Origin of the sequence: Litchfieldella rifensis (assembly GCF_042646605.1) — a bacterium.
Taxonomy (GTDB): Bacteria; Pseudomonadota; Gammaproteobacteria; order Pseudomonadales; family Halomonadaceae; genus Litchfieldella; species Litchfieldella rifensis.
The window spans coordinates 85,484-105,262 of the sequence record NZ_JBHRUG010000009.1 but is presented as its reverse complement, the minus strand read 5'-3'; the positions used below and the strand labels follow the sequence as shown (position 1 = coordinate 105,262).

Annotated in this window: 18 protein-coding genes; 5 read left to right on the top strand and 13 right to left on the bottom strand. The window is 60.3% G+C overall.

The genetic code is table 11. The annotated features are described in order from the left end of the window. Nucleotides 1-330: 330 nt before the first annotated feature. Nucleotides 331-1,866, top strand: a complete 1,536-nt coding sequence (nhaC, locus tag ACFOEV_RS03960; protein ID WP_386771829.1) for a Na+/H+ antiporter NhaC — start codon at nucleotides 331-333, stop codon at nucleotides 1,864-1,866. A 154-nt stretch (nucleotides 1,867-2,020) separates the two neighbouring features. Here the strand turns inward: nhaC and ACFOEV_RS03955 are convergent, their stop codons facing one another. The 7 genes from ACFOEV_RS03955 to ACFOEV_RS03925 all read right to left on the bottom strand — a co-directional run bounded on the left by ACFOEV_RS03955 (nucleotide 2,021) and on the right by ACFOEV_RS03925 (nucleotide 8,384). Further along, a complete protein-coding gene (locus ACFOEV_RS03955; RefSeq protein WP_386771827.1) occupies nucleotides 2,021-3,541 on the bottom strand; it encodes a hypothetical protein in 1,521 nt (506 codons plus the stop codon). A gap of 101 nt (nucleotides 3,542-3,642) precedes the next feature. Beyond that, entirely contained in the window at nucleotides 3,643-4,266 is a 624-nt protein-coding gene (locus ACFOEV_RS03950; protein ID WP_386771825.1) for an HAD-IB family hydrolase, read from the bottom strand. Beyond that, entirely contained in the window at nucleotides 4,263-5,018 is a 756-nt protein-coding gene (locus ACFOEV_RS03945) for an SDR family oxidoreductase (RefSeq protein WP_386771823.1), read from the bottom strand. Before ACFOEV_RS03945 ends, ACFOEV_RS03950 begins: the two co-directional genes overlap by 4 nt. Further along, complete coding sequence (locus ACFOEV_RS03940; protein ID WP_386771821.1) at nucleotides 5,015-6,313, bottom strand: FAD-binding oxidoreductase; 1,299 nt, start codon at nucleotides 6,311-6,313, stop codon at nucleotides 5,015-5,017. Before ACFOEV_RS03940 ends, ACFOEV_RS03945 begins: the two co-directional genes overlap by 4 nt. Continuing rightward, the gene (locus ACFOEV_RS03935; protein ID WP_386771819.1) at nucleotides 6,310-7,266 is read right to left on the bottom strand and encodes a lysylphosphatidylglycerol synthase transmembrane domain-containing protein; all 957 of its coding nucleotides are present in this window, start codon (nucleotides 7,264-7,266) and stop codon (nucleotides 6,310-6,312) included. Before ACFOEV_RS03935 ends, ACFOEV_RS03940 begins: the two co-directional genes overlap by 4 nt. Then, nucleotides 7,263-8,129, bottom strand: coding sequence for a decaprenyl-phosphate phosphoribosyltransferase (locus ACFOEV_RS03930; protein WP_386771817.1), 867 nt, complete (start codon nucleotides 8,127-8,129; stop codon nucleotides 7,263-7,265). Before ACFOEV_RS03930 ends, ACFOEV_RS03935 begins: the two co-directional genes overlap by 4 nt. Before the next feature lie 129 nt (nucleotides 8,130-8,258). Next, entirely contained in the window at nucleotides 8,259-8,384 is a 126-nt protein-coding gene (locus tag ACFOEV_RS03925; protein WP_386771815.1) for a hypothetical protein, read from the bottom strand. Between the two features lie 297 nt (nucleotides 8,385-8,681). Between ACFOEV_RS03925 and ACFOEV_RS03920 the strand changes: the two genes are divergently transcribed. Continuing rightward, nucleotides 8,682-8,888 carry a DUF3565 domain-containing protein gene (locus ACFOEV_RS03920; RefSeq protein WP_386771813.1) on the top strand — a complete coding sequence of 69 codons (207 nt, stop codon included), beginning with the start codon at nucleotides 8,682-8,684 and terminating at the stop codon, nucleotides 8,886-8,888. A 124-nt stretch (nucleotides 8,889-9,012) separates the two neighbouring features. Here ACFOEV_RS03920 and ACFOEV_RS03915 read toward each other — a convergent pair whose 3' ends face one another. From ACFOEV_RS03915 to ACFOEV_RS03905, 3 genes are all read right to left on the bottom strand, one after another. Then, a complete protein-coding gene (locus ACFOEV_RS03915; protein WP_386771811.1) occupies nucleotides 9,013-9,192 on the bottom strand; it encodes a PLDc N-terminal domain-containing protein in 180 nt (59 codons plus the stop codon). Between the two features lie 107 nt (nucleotides 9,193-9,299). Then, nucleotides 9,300-10,052, bottom strand: coding sequence for an intradiol ring-cleavage dioxygenase (locus tag ACFOEV_RS03910; RefSeq protein ID WP_386771809.1), 753 nt, complete (start codon nucleotides 10,050-10,052; stop codon nucleotides 9,300-9,302). 31 nt (nucleotides 10,053-10,083) lie between these two features. Next, nucleotides 10,084-11,121: a GlxA family transcriptional regulator gene (locus ACFOEV_RS03905; RefSeq protein WP_386771807.1), complete on the bottom strand. Its 1,038-nt coding sequence runs from the start codon at nucleotides 11,119-11,121 to the stop codon at nucleotides 10,084-10,086. A gap of 219 nt (nucleotides 11,122-11,340) precedes the next feature. On the opposite strand from ACFOEV_RS03905, the gene ACFOEV_RS03900 reads away from it, so the two are divergent. Continuing rightward, nucleotides 11,341-11,982: a DUF1326 domain-containing protein gene (locus ACFOEV_RS03900; RefSeq protein ID WP_386771805.1), complete on the top strand. Its 642-nt coding sequence runs from the start codon at nucleotides 11,341-11,343 to the stop codon at nucleotides 11,980-11,982. 75 nt (nucleotides 11,983-12,057) lie between these two features. Here ACFOEV_RS03900 and ACFOEV_RS03895 read toward each other — a convergent pair whose 3' ends face one another. Next, complete coding sequence (locus ACFOEV_RS03895) at nucleotides 12,058-12,723, bottom strand: cupin domain-containing protein (RefSeq protein WP_386771803.1); 666 nt, start codon at nucleotides 12,721-12,723, stop codon at nucleotides 12,058-12,060. Between the two features lie 206 nt (nucleotides 12,724-12,929). Between ACFOEV_RS03895 and ACFOEV_RS03890 the strand changes: the two genes are divergently transcribed. Beyond that, entirely contained in the window at nucleotides 12,930-14,762 is a 1,833-nt protein-coding gene (locus ACFOEV_RS03890) for a monovalent cation:proton antiporter-2 (CPA2) family protein (RefSeq protein ID WP_386771801.1), read from the top strand. Between the two features lie 165 nt (nucleotides 14,763-14,927). Further along, complete coding sequence (locus ACFOEV_RS03885; RefSeq protein ID WP_386771799.1) at nucleotides 14,928-15,758, top strand: class I SAM-dependent methyltransferase; 831 nt, start codon at nucleotides 14,928-14,930, stop codon at nucleotides 15,756-15,758. A 36-nt stretch (nucleotides 15,759-15,794) separates the two neighbouring features. Here ACFOEV_RS03885 and ACFOEV_RS03880 read toward each other — a convergent pair whose 3' ends face one another. After that, nucleotides 15,795-18,089 (bottom strand): ATP-dependent DNA helicase, encoded by a 2,295-nt coding sequence (locus ACFOEV_RS03880; RefSeq protein ID WP_386771797.1) that lies wholly within the window; start codon nucleotides 18,087-18,089, stop codon nucleotides 15,795-15,797. Continuing rightward, nucleotides 18,086-19,777 carry a VRR-NUC domain-containing protein gene (locus ACFOEV_RS03875; RefSeq protein ID WP_386771795.1) on the bottom strand — a complete coding sequence of 564 codons (1,692 nt, stop codon included), beginning with the start codon at nucleotides 19,775-19,777 and terminating at the stop codon, nucleotides 18,086-18,088. Before ACFOEV_RS03875 ends, ACFOEV_RS03880 begins: the two co-directional genes overlap by 4 nt. Nucleotides 19,778-19,779 lie beyond the last annotated feature (2 nt).

The following is a 19,779-nucleotide window of genomic DNA, read 5'->3' as shown; positions in this document are numbered from 1 at the left end:
ACAAAAGTAAACCATTCTAGTGTTATTTGGAGCCAATTCCTAGCCATTATGACTAACAATGAGCCAAGAGGGCTACGAAGATGAAACAACGATAGTCAGATATGGCAATGCGACCGCCCTCGACACCGGTCACGGTGACATTGCAGCCCTCTGGACGGGGTTCGCGATATCTGACGGCAAAGGGTGAATACGCATGACTGACAACAACTTAGCAAGCAACTCCCGTTATCGCCTTCATCGATCGAGAGTCGATCGATGAATCTCGGAAAGCTGCGTATTGCTTAATCAAGCAAAGCAAAAACAACGCACACCAACCCGAAGGTGATTGACATGACAAATCCAAAAGATCCAATAAGCTATAAGCAGCCAAGTTTGATATTGGCGCTCACCCCCGTCGTTTTGACATTGCTGGTACTGGGGGTGCAACTGTTCTATTTCGGCGATTTCACCCCCCATATTCCCCTGGCCATCGGCCTGGCGATCACAGCACTGGTCGGCGTCAAGCTCGGCTTCCGGTGGAAACAGATCGAAGAAGGCGTCTTTCACGTCATCCACGTGTCCCTGCCCTCCGTCTCGGTGTTGATATGCGTTGGCATGATCATCGGCGTGTGGATTGCCAGTGGCACCGTACCGACACTCATCTATTACGGACTGACGATCCTCTCGCCAACCATCTTCCTGGCGGCGGCCATGCTGCTCTGCTCGATCGTCTCGGTGTCGCTGGGTACCTCCTGGGGCACGGTCGGTACGGTGGGCCTCGCCCTGATGGGCATCGGCGCGGGCTTCGATATCCCGATGTACTGGACCGCCGGCGCGGTGGTGTCAGGCGCCTTCTTCGGCGACAAGATCTCGCCGCTCTCGGATACCACCAACCTCGCTCCGGCGGTCACCGGCACGGACGTCTTCTCGCATATCAAGAACATGATGCCGACGACGATCCCGGCGATGCTGATCGCCTTCGCCATCTACCTGGTGGCCGGTTTCACCCTGATCGACGACGGTGTCGCCTCATTCGACAGGATCGAGGCCATCACCACCGCGCTGCAGGCGAATTTCACCATCTCGGTCTGGCTGCTGCTGCCGGCGCTGCTCGTCATCGTGCTCGCGGTCAAGCGGATGCCGCCCATTCCGTCGCTGTTCGCCGGCGCCCTGGCCGGTGCGGTCACCGCCATGATCGCTCAAGGTGTCGGCGTGCATGACCTGCTCACCTATGCCAACAGCGGTTATTCGATCGAGACCGGCATCGGCGCCATCGACAGCCTGCTCAACCGCGGTGGCATCCAGTCGATGATGTGGACCATTTCACTGATTCTCATCGCACTGGGCTTCGGCGGCGCGCTGGAAAAGACCGGCTGCCTGGAAACGATCATCCGGGCGATCATGACCAAGGTGCACAGCTTCAAGGGGGTGCAGACAGCCGCGGTGCTGACCTCGGTGTCCACCAACCTGGTCGCCGGCGACCCGTACCTCTCCATCGCCCTGCCCGGCCGCATGTACGCCCCCACCTACCGGGGCCTGGGCTACTCGACCCTGAACCTGTCGCGCGCCATCGAGGAAGGTGGCACCCTCATCTCGCCGCTGATTCCGTGGAATGCCGGCGGGGCCTTCGTGATCAGCGCCCTCGGACTCGGCATCGTTGAGGGAAATGTCGAGAACCTGCTGTACATTCCGCTGGCCTTCGCCTGCTGGTTGTCCCCGGTGATCGGCCTGATCTATGCGCAGACCGGCCTGTTCTCACCTCGCGCCAGCGAAGAAGAGCGGCGTCTCTGGCGGGAGCAGGGCGAAGCCGTCGCGACCCAGTCCGAGCTGGGTGCCGCCGGCCAGACCAGCGGAGAGCCCGCTGTAAGCCCGCGGCCGTCGAGCTGACGCCGTATTCGCATGACGCTTGGTCGCGTCATGGTGTCGGGACCCTGATAAGACGCCCCGTCCGGCTTTGCCGGGCGGGGCGTTGTCATGCCCACCATCGAGTGCTCGATCATCAGCGAGTCACGGGGCGGAATTGGCGCGCGACACCTGGCACTCAGAATCTAAGCAGCCAGTATCCGTTATCGGATATCCCCCCTGAGCAGATCCTCGGATTGCTCCTTGCGCACCTTTCAAACGACACGCCTTCCACCAGCTTGCATTTCCCGGGATCTCCTGGCTCCTTGCCCCCGCAGAAATGCACCTCGTCGTAGCCAAGCTCATAGAAGGCCCTTCCCAGCCGGCCTGGACTATTCAAGCTCTCCATGAACTTGTATCTGTCCGGCCGCACATGGGAATAGTCAATTGGCCACCGATCCCATTCGATTTTTTCCGCGTACTCACTGATTTCGACAACCACGCCCTTCAGATTTCGAGAGCTCCCCTCTTCGACTTCTAGTAATGCATTCACGAAATCCGATGTAAAAGCCGTATACCATCTTACATTAATATATGACAAATACATCGGCTTTATCGAAACAAGAAGAACAAAAGCAATGGATGCCGGAAAAATCCATTTCTTATCCAAATCAAGCGAGCTCATTGCCACGTAAAAAGCAATGGCCACCAGGAACAAAGCCACCCCGAATGTGAACGTTGTCCTGTCCGCTATGATCGTCCCCATGGGAGCGGTAAAGACATAGACCGAAAGCAGGAAACATGTCCCCAACACCAACAGCAAGGAAGCAATGACAAGTTCTTGCAGCTTCCGCTTTACGAAAAGAGCCACTCCCAATAAGACAAAAATGGCAACCACCGTCAGCAATAGCCAGGGAGAATAGATAAAGGTCACATGTTCAACAAAGTCAGCCAGGTTGGTCATAACATTGTTGTACAGGTCGAGCGGCGACTTCACTGGGTGAGCACTCCGCCATTCAGGAAGCCCCGGCAAGCTTCCGAAATACACATACTGAGCGAGCTTCGAAATGAGCCAGGAGACGAGGATGGAAAAGCCCCAGAAAATCAAGATACCGAAAAAGGTCATTACCACTTTTACCTTTTTCATATGCAACAGGGTCTTATAGCTTGGAACGGCAAGCAGCACCGCCAAGAAGGCAAACGTTTGGAGGATTCCAAACACAAGAATGGTGGCAATACCACTCAACAGCCAACTTGCCTTGTTTCGAGAGAGCAAGGAGAACAAAAAAAGTAAAAAGATCGCAGCCAGGGTATGAATCGGCCAACCAAGCTGCTCCATGAGTCCCGGTTGAAAAATGACGACGAACGGTACCGCATAGAGGAATGTCTTGCTCTCCAGTTGACTCCCAGCGAGGAACCTGTTCAAGAACACGTATCCATAACCCCATGCCATCGCCATGCACAGCAGCCAGGCCAGGTAATGAGGCATATCTTTCGTGACGGAGTGAAAGATGGGGGCAAGCCACCTGGCGTTTTCAGAAAACTCCAGAAACTCGGACTTCGTGTATCCCCATGCATCGTGACGCCAGAACCCATACTCCCCCACGTGCACGGCCAGGATAATGGCAAAGGCGAGAAAAAAGAGAGCCGGTAAAAATTCCAGCCACCTTGACTTCACGGTGGACAACCTCCCACTGCCTCCAAGCACCAACTTGCTCATTGCAAGCCTCCCTTTTTCCCGACAATCACACAGCAACCCTCGAAGGTAAAATTACAGATACTCAAGTGAGAGCATCAGTCACAATAACTTTTATAAAATACTCATGTTCTTAAAAAGCGATTACTTCTTGCATCGTACCTCCAACCTTCATTAACGCTCTGGAGCATTTGTATGTCGCCTTTGGAATCACCATACGCATACGTCATATCAGGTTTTCGTTTATCCATCCAAGCCTGGATTCTTAGACATTTTTCCCAACCAAAACAATTGGCGGCATTCAAGTGCCCTGTCACCTTGCCATACTCATCCTGTCTCAAGCTTGACGTCAATGCCGCTGTAAAGCCCTGGCACTCCGCCCATTCCTTCAGATACACATCCAGTGATGCGCTCACCAGGACGCAGTCATGGCCTTGGGCCTGATGCCACGCCAGTCGTTCGATACCCTCAGGCCGCAACATGGTGGGGACGATCTCTTCGCTGAATCGCTTGCCGATATCCTGCAGTTCCTTCAGGGGATATCCGGCGAGGTATTGTCTGAGCACAATTTCCTTGGCGATATCGTTACGCAGCAGTTTGGTGGCATAGGCTCCCAATACCGGGCTGAGCAAGGCCAGCTTGGTGTAATAGGTCGGCGCCCCTACCACGTATTTCAGGAAAGGCAGCAGGGTATCGCCGGTGGTCAGAGTGCCATCGAAGTCGAAGAAGGCGACGGGGGTCGTGTTCACAGGGACATCCGCTTGAAGACGAACTCGGGAATATGCCGGATGATCAGCATGATCCAATACCAGAACCAGGGCAGGTAGACTTCCCCCCTGCCCTGGCTCATTGCCTTGACGATACCTTCCGCGATCTGTTCCGGCTTGGCCCACAGCGCGCCCGACTTGTCCATCGCAGCGGTCATGGGGGTATCCACGAAGCCAGGCTTGATGGTCACCACATGCACATTGCTACGTGATAGGCGATTGCGCAGGCCCTGAAGGAAGATCGACAGCATGCCCTTGGCGGCCCCGTAGACGTAGTTACTCTGGCGCCCCCGGTCGCCGGCCACCGAGCTGATCACGGCGATCACCCCCGAACGCTGCTGCTCAAGACGGTTGGCCAGCAGGGTCAGCAGGCTGATGATACTGACGGCATTGGTATCGATCTCTTTGCGGGTCTGCTCGAATGATGCCTCGCATGCCTTCTGATCCGGCAGGGTGCCATGGGCAATCAGCACGGCATCCACACCGCCCAGGAAATGCTCGGCAGCATCGAGCAAATGCCCATGGTCGGCGGTATCCAGCAGGTCCGCCACCTTGCCATCGATGCGCTGGGCGTCCGAGGCTCTGACCCGCAGATCACAGACCATGGCATCGAGTTTGGTGGCATTGCGCCCGATGCAGTAGACCGAGGCTCCTCTGGCCACCAGTCGCCGGGCGGACTGTTCCGCGATGGCCGAGGTGGCGCCAAAGATGATAACGCGCTTGAGTGAATTCATGAGGTGACTCTACGCCAGAAACGTGATGAGAAAGCAGGGTCGACATAATCAGCAAAGCGTTCCCACTCGGGGAAGCCGGACTGGAACAGATCGGCCGGCATGCGGGCATCCTTGGCCGGGTACAGGGCACCACCGGTGTCTCGCAGGATGGAATCGAGGGAGGCCAGCAGACGCAAGGTCTTTTCTCCTCGGTTGGAGAAATCCAGTGCCAGCGTGGTGCCGGGCCGGGGAAACGACAGCATGCCCAGTGACGGTTTTTCACCAAAGGTCTTCAGTACGGCCAGAAATGACCCCTGACCACTGGCAGCAATGGTATTCAGCAGTTCCGCTATGCCTTCCTGTGCCTGGTGGGGTGGCAATACGCATTGGTACTGGAAGAACCCCCTCCGCCCATAGATCCGGTTCCAATCCTGGATCGCATCCAGCGGGTAGAAGTACGGCACGTAATGCTGCAGTGTTCCTTGAGGCTTGACCCGCTGACGGTAGTACAGGGCATTGAAAACACGCAGGCTCAGGTTATTGATCAGCGAAACGGGAGGATCGAGCGCGATGCGCCTGCTACGTTCCTGGAAGGCGGGTAGCGTGGCCTGGGGAGGAGCATGCTGGGCTGCCAGAAAGATTCCACGCCCCCTGGCCTTGCCGCTGGCCAGACAGTCGATCCATGCCACCGTATAAGGCCACTGGCTCTCGGCCTGACGATTGAGCGACCAGAATTCGTCGAGATTGCCAAAGCGCTGGGATGCTACCCACATCCAGGGACTCTGGATGGGCAGCAGTTGAAACTCGACCCAGCTGATCAGTCCCGTCAGTCCCAGGCCACCGATGGTGGCGCGGAAATAGTCTTCATGCTGGTCAGGCGTGCATTCCAACCGCTCCCCGCTGGAACGCACCAACTCGAAGCGGCGGACATGATGCCCGAAGGTGCCGGCAACGTGATGGTTCTTGCCATGCACGTCATTGGCCAATGCCCCACCCACGGTGGCATAGCGGGTACCGGGCGTGCTGGGCAGAAACCAACCCTGAGGAACCACCAGGGAAAGAATCTCGGCCAGGGTGACGCCTGACTCACAACGCAGAACACCAGAATTCGGATCGAACGCCATGAAGCGATCCAGCCTTCGCGTCAACAGCAGCGTTCCCGACTCGGTCAGACATACATCGCCATAACTACGTCCATTGCCATAGGCCAGTAGTGGCCAGTCCACTTCTGGCAACGCCGTCTTGCAGTGCCCAAGATGATGCACCTTGTCAGGCTGGACACGAGGAAAGCGATTCCAGGACAGTGGCGCCTTCATGATGCGACGGCCTCCCCATGACGACTGCTGTACAGGGCAACCAGCCCGATCACGACAGCGAACCACAGTGTGGCCAGGCGTATAAAAACCGTCGCAGCAATGGCGGCCGGCATCGTCATGCCTTTTACCACCAGAAGCGACACCATGACGGCTTCAGCGCCACCGAGACCACCGGGCAGGAAGCTCAGGGCCCCGGCCAGCATCGACAGAGCATAGACGAAGACAGCGAAGGACAGCGAGACGTCGGCGCCCAGCCACATGAGCACCCAATAGAATGCCAGCGCTTCGGCACCCCAAGCCATCACACTGAGGAAGGTAGCCAGCACCAGTAGCCGGGGTCCATGGCAACGCCGAGCATCCTGAAGCATGTCGGTGAGGTGCACGACCAGCCCGCCCACCTTGCCGGTCCGACTCTTCGCCCAAGTGTTGAGATGGGAAAGCAGGCGCTGACTGGAAAGACAGGCCAGTACCATCACGATACCGGCTAGCCCCGCCAGCACCAGCCCCCGTGCCTGAGGGTACTGGGCCAATCCCAGCAGGGTCAGCAACACCACCGCTACCAAGTCGGAAAGCCGTTCACTGAGGAACGCGGCGAATGTCGAGGGAAAGGGAATCCCTCTTTGCTTGAGCAATATGCCTCGGAAGGCCTCGCCTGCCTTGCCCGGGGTAGTGGTCAGGGCAAAACCACTCAGGTAGATACGCAGACTAGGGGACCACGGCACCATGTACCCAAGTTGTGATAGATAGAACTGCCAGCGTATAAAGCGCAAACTATAGTTGACCAACGACATGCCAAGAGCGATGACGGTGCCGATCACGCCAATGCGAATAAAGGCAGCGACCACCTCCTGCCAGCCTCCCCACAGCGAGAAAGCCAGATACCCGGCGGTAGCGATCATGATCGAAAGGATCAACGCCCGCAGGCGCCATCCGTTGAATTGTCGCTGCGTCATGCCAGCACCCACAGGGTGGCCATCACCCATCCCAGCACCGTGATCAATAGATGCTTGTCGGTTAACAGCTCTTTCGCCGTATCGTCACCTTTTTCCCGATGGTGTAACAGAAACAGGTAGCGAAAGATGCCATACACCACGAATGGCAAGGTATAAATCAAATCCGTGCTGCCATGCAGGGCCACAGTGGTTGACGATACGGTGTACAAACCATAACTGATGATCGTGCAAGCCGCCGTGACTGCAATGAACTGCTCCAGCATAGCGGGGCTGTAATCATCCAATACGCGTCGAGCCAAGCTCTCATTGGCCTTTGTCGATTCCAGCATGAGTAGTTCGGCACGCCGTTTGGTAAAGCCCAGGAACAGGGTCACCATCAACCCGCAGAGCAAAAGCCATTCGGACGGTGTAATCCCCAGTCCCACGGTACCGGCAAGAATTCTCAGCATGAATCCTGCCGAAATGATAAACACATCCAGGATCACGATATGCTTCAATTTCCAGGAGTACACAATGTTCATGAAGAAATAGGTGGCGACAAAGATAAGCACCCAATGGCTGACAGAAAGAGACAACAGCAGTGCAGCGATGACCAATATGGCCAGCAGCCACTTAGCGGAGGTCAGCGAAATTTCTCTACTGGGCAAGGGGCGATAGCGTTTTACCGGATGCTCCCTATCGGCTTCAATATCGACAATGTCGTTCAGCACATAGACGGCACTGGCGATACAGCAAAATGCCAAGAAAGCCAGCAGTGCCTGGGACAAGGTCATCAATGTCCATTGGTGGGAAAACAAGGGACCGATCAATACGAATCCGTTTTTGATATATTGATGCGGCCTTAATATTTTCACGATTGGCATCAGGCGCTCCTTCCTAGAAAGCCTTGATTGTCGATGCTTGAATATTGCCAACAACAGACTCGCCTCCTCCCTTAGCATGGACGGGCTCCCGGCCTCACCATGTCGAGCGAGAAGGTATCAAAGTGTTGGTCAATTATTCTTTCCCAAAGTACCTGTTCCCATGTGGATAACGATCCACTCTGAAATAACTCGGGCTTTTCCGCCGACCCGTCCTTCGGCATCCCGCTCGACGATCCATGCCTCGATGCCTTCCATGTGTCGACCACACCCTTCACAAGGGGTTCAACATCCCGCACGATACCTCCACGCAGGGTCCATAGAGCGACCGCTTGTGGCGCTTATCGTCCTTCATCCGTGACAGGTGCAAGGCGAAGCTCCCACCTGAGCCGATGAGCACCCGAGCGCCATCCTGCCGGAGAGCCGCCGAGCAGAATTTGACCTCTGCACGGAGATGGCAGCAGCCTATTCGGAAGCAAAGAGGAACGTTTTTTCACGGCGCCGGGGCTAGATGAAGCACGGCCCGGGGCTCCCGCAGGCAACCTTCCGACCGTCATGAAACAACCCATCATCAGCTATCATCAGGACGACGAGAACCACTGGGTGGCAGAGTTGGCATGTGGCCATTTCCAGCATGTCCGCCACCAGCCTCCCTTTATCGAGCGCTCTTGGGTCATGAGCGAGGAAGGCCGAACGACCATGCTCGGGCTCCTGCTGGAGTGCAAGAAGTGCGATGAAGGCGCACCCAAGGACAAACCATGACCGAGAGCAGTTACGACCCCTGATAGCCCAAGTGACTCAACACCGCCGGCGCACGTTGATCCGAGTGGAGAAAGGGCAAGCCGATGGGCCTGCCCTTTTCTGCACGTCGGAGGACACGCCTTGGCTACCCCTTGGGCCCCAGTAACAGCCAGATGATCAGACCCACCAAGGGAAAGAACAGCAGAATCAGGATCCATAGCAGCTTGGCGATGGGACCGGCCGAACTCTTGGCAGTCTTGACGATGGCCCAGATAACGATGACCAGCCAGATCAGGCCCAACAGGCCGCCCACTTCGATACCCATATGCATGCTCCTTTGCCGTTTGGCGAACTCCTTCGGGTGCCAGAAGTAGCATGATTCGACGATTCGGCACAATCGCAACAGCCGGCCACCAGACTCCCCCAGTGCCGTCACGCCCCTTCCAGGACAATGGCGAATCGACCTTCGAACCCCTCTCCGCTTTCGGTCAAGGCCAGCACCAACTCGTCTCCGCCACTGCGCCGGTAGATCCCGTCCCTGGCATTACGCACGTCGCGCTGCCCCTTCTCCGCGTAGGGAGGCTGGGCATGGACCCGGTCCGTAAGGACATCGTCGAAATACAACTGCGAGGTGAATTCCAGGCCGCGCGCGGCGTCCGGGTCGGTACGGATCTTGAAGTGGATATGCACCGTGCGCCCCGGATACCAGCCGGGATAGATCGTCACGAAGCGCGCACGTCCTGCGCTATCGCTCACCTGATAGCCGCGCAGGAATGCCTGTCCGCGGCTATCGAAGCGCCCGGCGAAGTCACGCACCCCGGAGTAGACGCCCAGGGCATCGCACTGCCAGAGATCGATCACGGCGCCCGGTAACGGGGTGCAAGTTCCGTCCTCCCACCGAGAGACATGGAAGCTCAGCGTCACCGGTACGCCCGGCTTGCGGGGGCCACCACCGGGTTCCGAACGAATATCGCTACGCTTGAGCCGGGTATCCACAAAATAGGGCCCCTCCGTCTGGCGAGGCCTGGCTACGCAAGTACTCGTATCGTCGGCGGCCACCGTGTCGGCCGTTCCTACCCCGCCACTCCACCATGCGATAACGGCAGCCGCCCCGGCCAGACGCAGCATCTGGCGACGGTTCAGGCTTGACGACAGGGGATGAGATTTCACGATGTTGCGACCCATTGCCCGACCTCCCGTGACACGCTGTTTTGCGCTAAGCGTATTCCTGCTCAGCGGTGACCATGGCCAGGGACGGAAAATGAAACTTGCGTCGATACTGGCCGGGTGTGAGCCGGGTGATCCGTTTGAAGAGGCGGCGAAAGAAAGCCGGCTCCTCGTAGCCCACGGCCCAGCAGGTCTGGTCGATCGGCATGTCGGTACGTTCCAGAAGCGTCTTGGCCTCTTCCACGCGCAGGTGTTGCACATAGTGCAAGGGTGAGTAACCGGTGGCATTACGGAAACGGCGCTTGAAGCTGCTCTCGGGCAATCCCGAACGCTGCACCATCTCATCCACCGGCGAGATGATCGCATAGTGCTCGCGCAACCAGGCCTGCAGTGCACGGATGACGGCATCGCCATGGTCATCGGATGGCGTGAAGGAGATATCGGGGGCCTGGGTAGCCTCGTGCCAGGGAAACAGCAGGAACTTGCTGATGGCCTGGGCCGTGGTCGGACCGGAATGACGAGCGATCAGATAGAGGATCAGATCCTGCCACGAGCTGGCGGCACCGGACATCACGAACTCATGGCGAGGGCCCGCGGTGACGAGTACCTCCTCGATACGCAGCCGAACCGTCGGAAAATTCCTGCGGAAGGTCGGGGCAAAGGCCCAGTGGGTAGTGGCCTCCCGGCCATCGAGCAGTCCGGTTTCCGCCAGCAGCAGAGCCCCTGCACAGGCCGAGCACAAGCTCGCACCACGATCGTGCATATCCTTGAGCCAGGCCACGATCTCCGGATGACGCCCGATGATCCATTCGTCATCGAAGAACATCGAGGTGATGATCACGATATCGGTCCGGCGAACATCGGATATCGCACGATGGACATCGAGAGGCAGCCCACAGGCGCCACGCAGAATGCCGGGAGCGGGCCCGACAACCTCGATCTCGAACAGGCGTGTCCCATCCTCGGACACATTGCGATCCACTGCCTCGAGCATCATCAGCGTCTCATACAACCCGTGAATCGGCGTTGCCATCGACTCCGGTAGGGCAACGATACTGATGTGCGTGGTCCCGGGCTTGATCCCCATCTGTCCGGCCTCCCTGAGCTGAATGGACCGGTCATGGTCAGTTTGGCTCTTACCCTATACCCCAGCAAGTCGCAGACTCGTCAGTGGCAACAAGGACGCAAGCCACGGCGGAAACATGTGCCAGCGCGCCGATGGATGGCTGCAACTGGTTCCTGTTCCTGTAGGCATCAGCGACACTTCCGTCGCATTGCCAAGCGCCTAGCGGCGCAGGAGGACGAGATGTCACCCGTGGACTGGAAGATCGAAGCGACCGACTTCACGACCTGTAACTGCGATTTCAGTTGTCCTTGCCAGTTCAATGCCCTGCCGACCCACGGCGATTGCCGGGCAGCGGTCGGAATGCGCATTGACCGAGGCCACTTCGGTACCACATCGCTAGACGGGGCGGTGTTCGTTGGCTTGCTCGCTTGGCCGGGCGCTATTCATGAAGGCCGAGGACAGGCGCAGCTGATTCTGGACGACCGCACGACAGAGGATCAGCGCCAGGCGCTGACGGCGCTCTTCAGGGGCGAGGAAACCGAGCCCGGCGCCACGGTATTCAATGTGTTCAGCAATGTGATCGACACCTACTTCGACCCCATCGTGAGCCCCATCGATTTTCAGGCGGACGTGGACGCGCGCACCGGCCGTATTGCCGTACCCGGCATCGTCGAGGGCAGGGGTGAACCGATCCGCAACCCCGTAACCGGCGAACTCCACCGCGCTCGGGTCACTCTGCCGGAGGGCTTCGAGTATCACGAGGCAGAGTATGGCAGCAGTACGGTCAAGACCGAGGAGGCGTCCATCCCGCTCGAGTGGAACGATGGCCATGCCCACTTCGCTCGTGTCACCTGGACGCCGCAGGGCGTCGTGCATGCCTGAAGTCGGCTGAAACCCGCGCCGCGTCGACCGACCTGCCTAAGCCGGCCGAGCGCGGCGCCGACCTGGTGAAAGGGCTCAACCGGGCATCAGGTGGCCGCTCTTCACATAGACCAGCGCCCCGTCTTCTTCAGTAAAAGGAGTATGCGTGCTCTGGTGCGGGTTGCGCAGCCAGCTTCCCTTGGGGTAGGCGCCATGCTCATCATGGTAGGTGCCTTCCAGCACCAGAATTTCCTCTCCGCCCCGGTGGATATGCAGCTCGCAAAGAGTGTCGGGAGCATACTTCACCAAGGCCACATGCTCCCCGTCGAAGTCGTGCAGCGGCATCGTCATCAGGCCTTCCTCCGGCCCGGACTGCCAAGGTCGAGCCTGGGTATCGATGACCTTGCGTGCGGTGTCCCGGGGGGAGAACTGGTGCAGTTTGACGAAGAGAAGGGTGCCCTGCCGGCCCGCCCTGGGCGCGTGCGAGGTGCCGATGGGGTTGCGCAGGTAGGTGCCCGCCGGGTAGATGCCATGTTCGTCGGCGAACTCGCCTTCCAGCACCAGAAGCTCCTCGCCACCGCCGTGCTCATGAGCCGGGAAACGGCTGTCGGGCGCATAGCGTACCAGTGATGTGGCGCGGGCCACTTCCTCACCGATACGATCCAGCATCATTCGCTGCACGCCCAGCGTCGGTGAGTCCACCCAGTGGTACGCATCGGGGGTCATCACCACGCGTTCGGAGAAATCGGCGTTGAGTCGCATCGTGCTATCTCCCTCCGGGTGTCCCGGCGTTGCAGTCGCAAGACAACCTTTACATGAACATTTTCGACGACTCGGCGGCATACGTCATCATCGACACAAGCGCCGTCCATTGGCTCGACTTTTGCTTTATCAATAAGAAAGGCCATGGCGTCATGTAGAATCGACGCGATGAAACTGGCTCCTGCCGGGGCCCCAAGGAGCGCCAAGTGGCAATTGAACTACTGCTCAATGCGTCAATCTTCCTCGCTGCAGCGGTACTGATCGTACCGGTCTTCAAGTGGCTGGGGCTCGGCGAGGTGTTGGGTTACCTGGCCGCCGGCGTGGTGATCGGCCCGTCGGTGCTGGGGCTGGTGCCGGATGCCGAAGGGGTGCTGCAGTTCTCGCAGGTGGGCATCGTGTTCCTGCTGTTCGTGATTGGCCTGGAACTGAAACCGGCACGCCTGAAGATCATGCGCAAAGCGGTATTCGGTTTCGGCAGCCTGCAGGTCGTCGTGACCACCGTGGTACTTGCCTTTGGTGCCTGGTGGCTTGGCCTTTCCCTTGTTGCGGCGCTGGTGGTGGGCTTCAGCCTGGGGCTGTGCTCCACACCGCTGGTACTGCACCTGCTTGGTGAGCGCAAGGAACTGCAAACGCGTCATGGGCGCAACGCCTTCGCGCTGCTGCTGTTTCAGGACATGGCGGCGATCCCGGTCCTGGCGATCATTCCCATTCTCGCCGCCGGCTCGCTGATGGCCGATGGCATGACCCCGCTGTTGAGTGAGGTCGCCCTCGGGACGGGGGCTTTCGCCGGTTTGATCGTCGGCGGCCGCTACCTGCTGCGCCCGCTGTTCCGCCTGGCGGCAAGCACCCGCAGTCGCGAAGTCTTCGCCGGCACCACCCTGCTGGTGGTGATCGGCGCCGCGCTGTTGATGGAACTCGCCGGGCTGTCGATGGCCATGGGCGCCTTCATCGCCGGGATCCTGCTCGCCGACTCGGAATACCGCCATAACATCGAGGCGGACATCGAACCCTTCCGCGGTCTACTTCTGGGGCTATTCTTCATGGCCGTGGGCATGACCGCCCAACTCGGGCTGCTGGCCCAACAACCGTTGATGATCCTCGTCCTGACTCTCGGCCTGGTGGCCAGCAAGGGGCTAAGCATGGTGCTGGCGGCGCGACTGTTCGGCACCAGCTGGAAGGAGGCGAGCAATCTCGGCGTGCTGCTCTCCCAAGGCGGTGAGTTCGGCTTCGTGGTCCTCACCGCAGCGGGTGGTGCCGCTTTGCTGGATCAGGGGCTGGTGAGCCTGCTGGTACTGGTGATCTCGTTGTCGATGGCTACCACCCCGGTGCTGTTGTTGATCCATGTGCGCTGGATTCGACCGCTGTTCGGGACCTCAAAACCCAAGCCGGTCTATGACCACCCCGTGGACGACTCCCCCCAGATCATCATCGCCGGTTTCGGGCGTTTCGGGCAGATCATGGGGCGAGCGCTGCAGGGATTGAAGATCCCCTATACGGTGCTCGACATCAATGCCGATCACGTGGAATTCGTGCGCCGCTACGGCAACAAGGTCTATTTCGGCGATGCCTCGCGCGTCGATCTGCTACGTGCCGCCGGCGCCGATCAAGCCCGCGTACTGGTGGTGGCAGTGGGCGACATCGAGGCCTCGATGCCCATCGTCGAACAGGCCAAGCGCCAGTTTCCGCATCTGCGTATCTTCGCCCGAGCCCGCAATCGCTACCATGCCCATCTGCTGATGCGTGCCGGCATCCATAACATCGTACGCGAACTGCTCCCCGCTAGCCTGGAGCTGACCCGCGACGTGCTGATCGAGCTGGGCATCCCGCGCGAACAGGCGCAGCACACCATCGACACCTTCCGCCCCCATGACGAGCAAGCGCTGATGCGTCAGCTCGAGGTCTTCGGCAACGAGAAGAAGCTGATCCAGACCGTTCAGGAAGCCGCCCGCGAACTCGAAGCCCTGTACGAAGCGGACGAAGAAGTCGCCACCACGACACCACGGCACGGCAACGTCCCCCAGGAACGGCAAGATACCTGAGGGCCCCGACTCAGTCCCCATCATCGGCTACGGCTGCCAACGCCGTGGGGCGTAAGTACCATCATGGAACTTTTCATCGGCCGCACGGAGGCCAATACTGAGAAGGTGGCAATCACGCTGAGAAACACCGCTGTCAATCCCGCCAATTAGAAGAGGGAATACAAGATGGCAACCATAGAAGAAGGCGTGGCCCAGCATTGGAGCCACGGTTCACTGGAGCGTACGATCCTCGACGGATTGGCCGCCATGGGACGCGACCTGGACAACGTGCAGATCGAGGACCTGGCTGCTGTCGATGAATTCCACATGGGTGGCCATGAGGCCACTGTACACCTCGCCTCGCAGATGGGACTCAGGCCGGGCATGTCGCTCGTCGAAATCGGCTGCGGAATCGGCGGGCCAGCACGATTCTTCGCCCACCAATACCACTGCACGGTGTCGGGGATCGACCTGACGCCCGAGTACGTCGCCGTTGCCGAGACACTGACCCGGATGGTAGGCCTGGCGGACCGTGTGACGTTCCGTGTAGGCAGCGCGATGGACCTGCCTTTCGATGACGCGAGCTTCGATGCCGCCACACTGCTGCATGTGGGGATGAACGTACCGGACAAGGACCGCCTCTGCACCGAAGCGGCGCGGGTGGTCAAGCAGGACGGCGTTTTCGGCGTCTACGAGGTCATGCGTACCGGGGAGAGCGACCTGTCATTTCCGGTTGCCTGGGCCGATACCCCGGAGATGTCGTTTCTCGCCTCCCTGGCCGCCTACCGGCAGGCACTGGAGGCAGCCGGTTTCGAGGTGACGGCGGAAGAAGACCGACGCGACCCGGCTCTCGAGTTCTTCCATCGCATCAGGACGCGCATTGCGGAAAGCGGACCTCCCCCACTCGGGCTTCACGTTCATCTGGGACCGCAAGCGCCACAGAAGATAGCGAACATGATTGCGAACCTGGAGCGGGGAATCATTGCCCCGATCCAGATGATCTGCCGTCGCCGCTGATCCGGGGATGCCTCCGGCCATCCCCCGGGATCCGGTTCAAAGGTTCCACCACCCCGGCAACAGCGACTTCACCTCCGCCCTGGTGAAGCGATCGTCCATCAGCACCACCACCCCGCGATCCTCTGGGTCGCGGATCACCCGGCCAGCGGCCTGCACCACCTTGGTGAGCCCGGGATAGTGATAGGTGTAGTCGTAACCACAACCGAAGCGGACCTCCATGCGCGCCCTGAGCTGCTCATTGACCGCATTGAAAGGCGGCATGCCCAGGGTGGCGATGAAAGCACCGATCAGTCGCTCACCAGGCAGGTCGATCCCCTCGGCGAAAGCGCCACCCAGCACGGCAAAGCCAATCCCCCGGCCACCCGGAACGAAGCCGTCGATGAATGCCTGGCGCTCGGCTTCACGCATGCCACGGGTCTGGGTCCAGGTAACGATGTCCGGATGTTCGGTTCGGAAATGCTCAAGAACCGCCTCCAGATAGGCGAGGCTGCTGAAGAAGGCCAGGTAGTTGCCTGGTCGGCGGCGATATTGCTCGGCCAGAGTGGCAACGATGGGAGCGATCGACGCATCGCGATCCCGGAAACGCGTGGAGATCGCCCGTTGAGTTCTGACGTCGAGTTGATGACTGACGAATGGCGATTCGACCTCGAGCCAGAGAGCTTCCAGCGGTAAACCCAGCAGATCGCGATAATAATGACTCGGGCTCAGGGTCGCAGAGAACAGCACTGTGGAACGACTGGCTGCCAGCCGCGGAGCCAGGAAGTCTGCCGGAATGACATTGCGCAGCGTGAGTACCGCCCGTCCGCGACCATGGCGATTAATGTCGAACAGCGAATGTTCGCCGAAATGCTCTGTCAGGCGACAGAAGTGCAGGGCCTCGAACAGGAACTCCTGCAAGCCGGTATCCACGCCGGTAGGATGCTCACTCAGGTAATCGGTAATCGCCGAGCTGGCCTGCTGCAAGGTGTTGAGCATGCCCTGGGGCGGCGCCTCCAGCACTCGATATTCCGGAGCCTCTCGCGATTTCAGCTCACTGAGACCAACATCCTTGAGCAGCTCGCTCCAGCGCCTGGCGACCCGCCCCAGGGGCTTGCTTAACGCCGGCGGCACCTGACGGCGCAGCGCATTGACGCGTTGCTGGTCGAGCGTGGCGCTGTACATGCCGCGGGCGCGCTCCACCAGGTTGTGGGCCTCGTCCACCAGAACTCCGACTCGCCACTGGTTGAGCTGGACCAGGCCATGCAGCATGGCGTTCAGGTCGAAGTAGTGATTGACATCACCCACCACCAGGTCGCACCAGCGCGCCAGCTCCTGCCCCAGGTAGTAGGGACAGACATCATGCTCGAGCGCCACCTCGCGCAACGCCATCCGATCAAGAAGCCCACCCCTGTCGATGGCCGCCTGTCGCGCCATCGGCAGTCGGTCATAGAAGCCGCGGGCCAGCGGGCAGGCCTCGCCATGGCAGGCCTTGTCCGGGTGCTCGCAAGCCTTGTCGCGGGCGATGAGTTCCAGTACCCGCAACGGCAGTGCCCCCTCCTCGTCCTCGCGGACCACGCCCAGGGTCGTCAGCGCTTCCAGCGCCAGACGTCGCCCCGGTGTCTTCATGGTCAGGAAGAACACACGGTCGAGCGCCTGGCGCGGCATCGCGGTGAGCACGGGAAACAACGTGCCGAGCGTCTTACCGATCCCGGTGGGCGCCTGGACCAGCAGGTGGCGCCCGGTGCTCACCACCTTGTAGACCGCTTCGGCCAGGGCTCGTTGCCCATGGCGAAACTCGCAGTGGGGGAAGCGTATCTCAAGCAGCGCGCCGTCGCGCCGCTCACGGTGTGCGACTTCCTGCTCGGCCCAGGCCAAGAAGCGCTGGCACTGCGCGACGAAGAAGGCCTGCAGCTCCTCCGCCGTGGCTTGCTGGGTGAGCCGTGTCTCGCGGCCGGTGGCGATATCCAGATAGACCAGCGCCAGGGTCACTTCCGACAGTTCGCGCTCCTGGCACAGCAATGCCCCATAGACCTTGACCTGCGCCCAATGCAGCGCTCGCTGATTGTCGCCCAGACGCTCCAGACTACCCCGGTAGGTCTTGATCTCCTCCAGGCAGTTGATTGCAGGATCGAAACCGTCGGCACGACCGTTGACGCTCAGCGTCCTGTACTCGCCGGACAACGCCACCTCGGATTGGTAACCGTCACCACGCCGTTCGGCCACCAGGGCATGACCGGCGATCCCTTCCCGAGCGGAGGGCGACGGTGTGAAGCGATGATCCAGATCGCCGCTCCGGGCGGTGAACTCACACAGCGCCCGCACCGCGACCCGGTATCCCCTCGGCTTGCTCACCTCGCGCCGTCCTGCCAAGTGACGTGACACACCGTCACCGGCATCTGGTGCCGATGGAAGAAGGCCAGCCAGCGGCGCTGGTTGTCCTGCAGGCGGTCGCCCGGCCCCTTGACCTCGATCATCCGGTAACACCCCGGTTCCCCTTTCTCCGGCGGCCACAGCTGGATCAGATCCGGCAGCCCGGCACGATTGGCCTTGAGATCGCACAGCAGGCGTTCGAAGAGTCGTTTCAGATGGGTCGCGGGCAGGCTGACCAGAGCCTGTTCCAGCAGCGTTTCGCTGAGCAGCGGCCAGTGCACGAATGGCGAGGCCACTCCCTGTTTGGCTCGGTAGGTCTGGCGGATACTGTCCCGGTAGCGGCCATCGTCCAGCTCTCCCAGGCAGGCGTCGAACACTTCGCGACGCCGCGCCACGAAATCCTCGCGGTCGAGATCCGCCGGGCCGGTATGGAACGGATGGAAGAAGGCGCCCGGCAACGGGGCGAAGATTGCCCGCCAGCACAGCAGGCCGAAGAGACCGCCGATCAAGGTATTCTCCACGTAGTGGACCGGGGCACGCTCACTGCTCAGATGCTCGCACACCGCCGCCTCGACGCCTGCGGCTGACGGCGGCAAACACAATTCGAGACGCTCGATGCGGGGCTCCGGCGGCCGGGGGGCAGGTGGCAGCCCCAGGCGGCGACGCAGGCGCGGCAACAGGCGTTCGAGGGCCTGCGACTCGGCCTCGCTGCGCGGGGCTTTCCCGGCCCGTTCGGCCAGAGTGTGGGCGGTGACGAACTCGCCGCGACGCTCGAGCAGGCGCAGGTGCCGCACCCGAGCTTCGGGATGGCCGCAGTCGGGATAGATCGTCAGCGCCAGAACGTGTTCCTGGCGGCGTTCGGCCTCGCGCGCCAACTGGAACAGCAATTTGGCGCGGCGTGCTTCGAGCCAGGGATTGGCAGGCGTCGTCGGCATCTCCTGCCACAGCGCCTGCGGTGACTCGCCCTCTTCCAGATGCTCGCGCAGCCGATGCAGCTCCAGGTAAGCGTCCACCTCCTCCCGCGTCTGGAAGGCGCGGGACTCACGCGACAGCTCGACCGTCTCGAAGCGCTGCCGACCAAGCTCGGCGAGTACGAACTCCGCCCAGTCCTGGCGCAGATTGCCGAAGAACATCAGACGCAGCCGATCGCAGATCGCCATCTGGGTCAATTCCACTACCCGGTCCGGGGCCTGCGACCACCAGGAGGAGAGCGGGCGCGGTGAAAGCCGAAGCGCCTCCAACGCCTCGCGCAGCACCGCCTTGCCGCTGCTGGCAGGCAATCCGGCCGCGGCAATCTCGTGCCTCAGGGCCTGAACGATTTCGGCCTTGGTCAGCAGTGCGAACAGCGCCTCGAGGTCGAGTTCGGGATCGACTTCTACCCAACCGCCTTCGTTCAGCGGCGCCAGGGCGGCCTCGGGATCGCCGATCTCGGCATAACGCAGCTTGCCGGTGCGAAAGCAGGTGCCCTTGCGCATCACCATCCGCACCAGTAGTGCCTGCGAGGGACGCGGCAGGCGCGCAAAGTCCGCCAGGAAGGCACGCTCGGCATCGCTCAACAGGTCGCCGTAACGCTCGGCGACCCAAGCCAGCACGAAACGGAAGTTCGCCAGATAGTAGAAGGGATCGTCGAGGGAGGCCGTTACCGGTCCAGCATGCGAGATACTGTTCATTT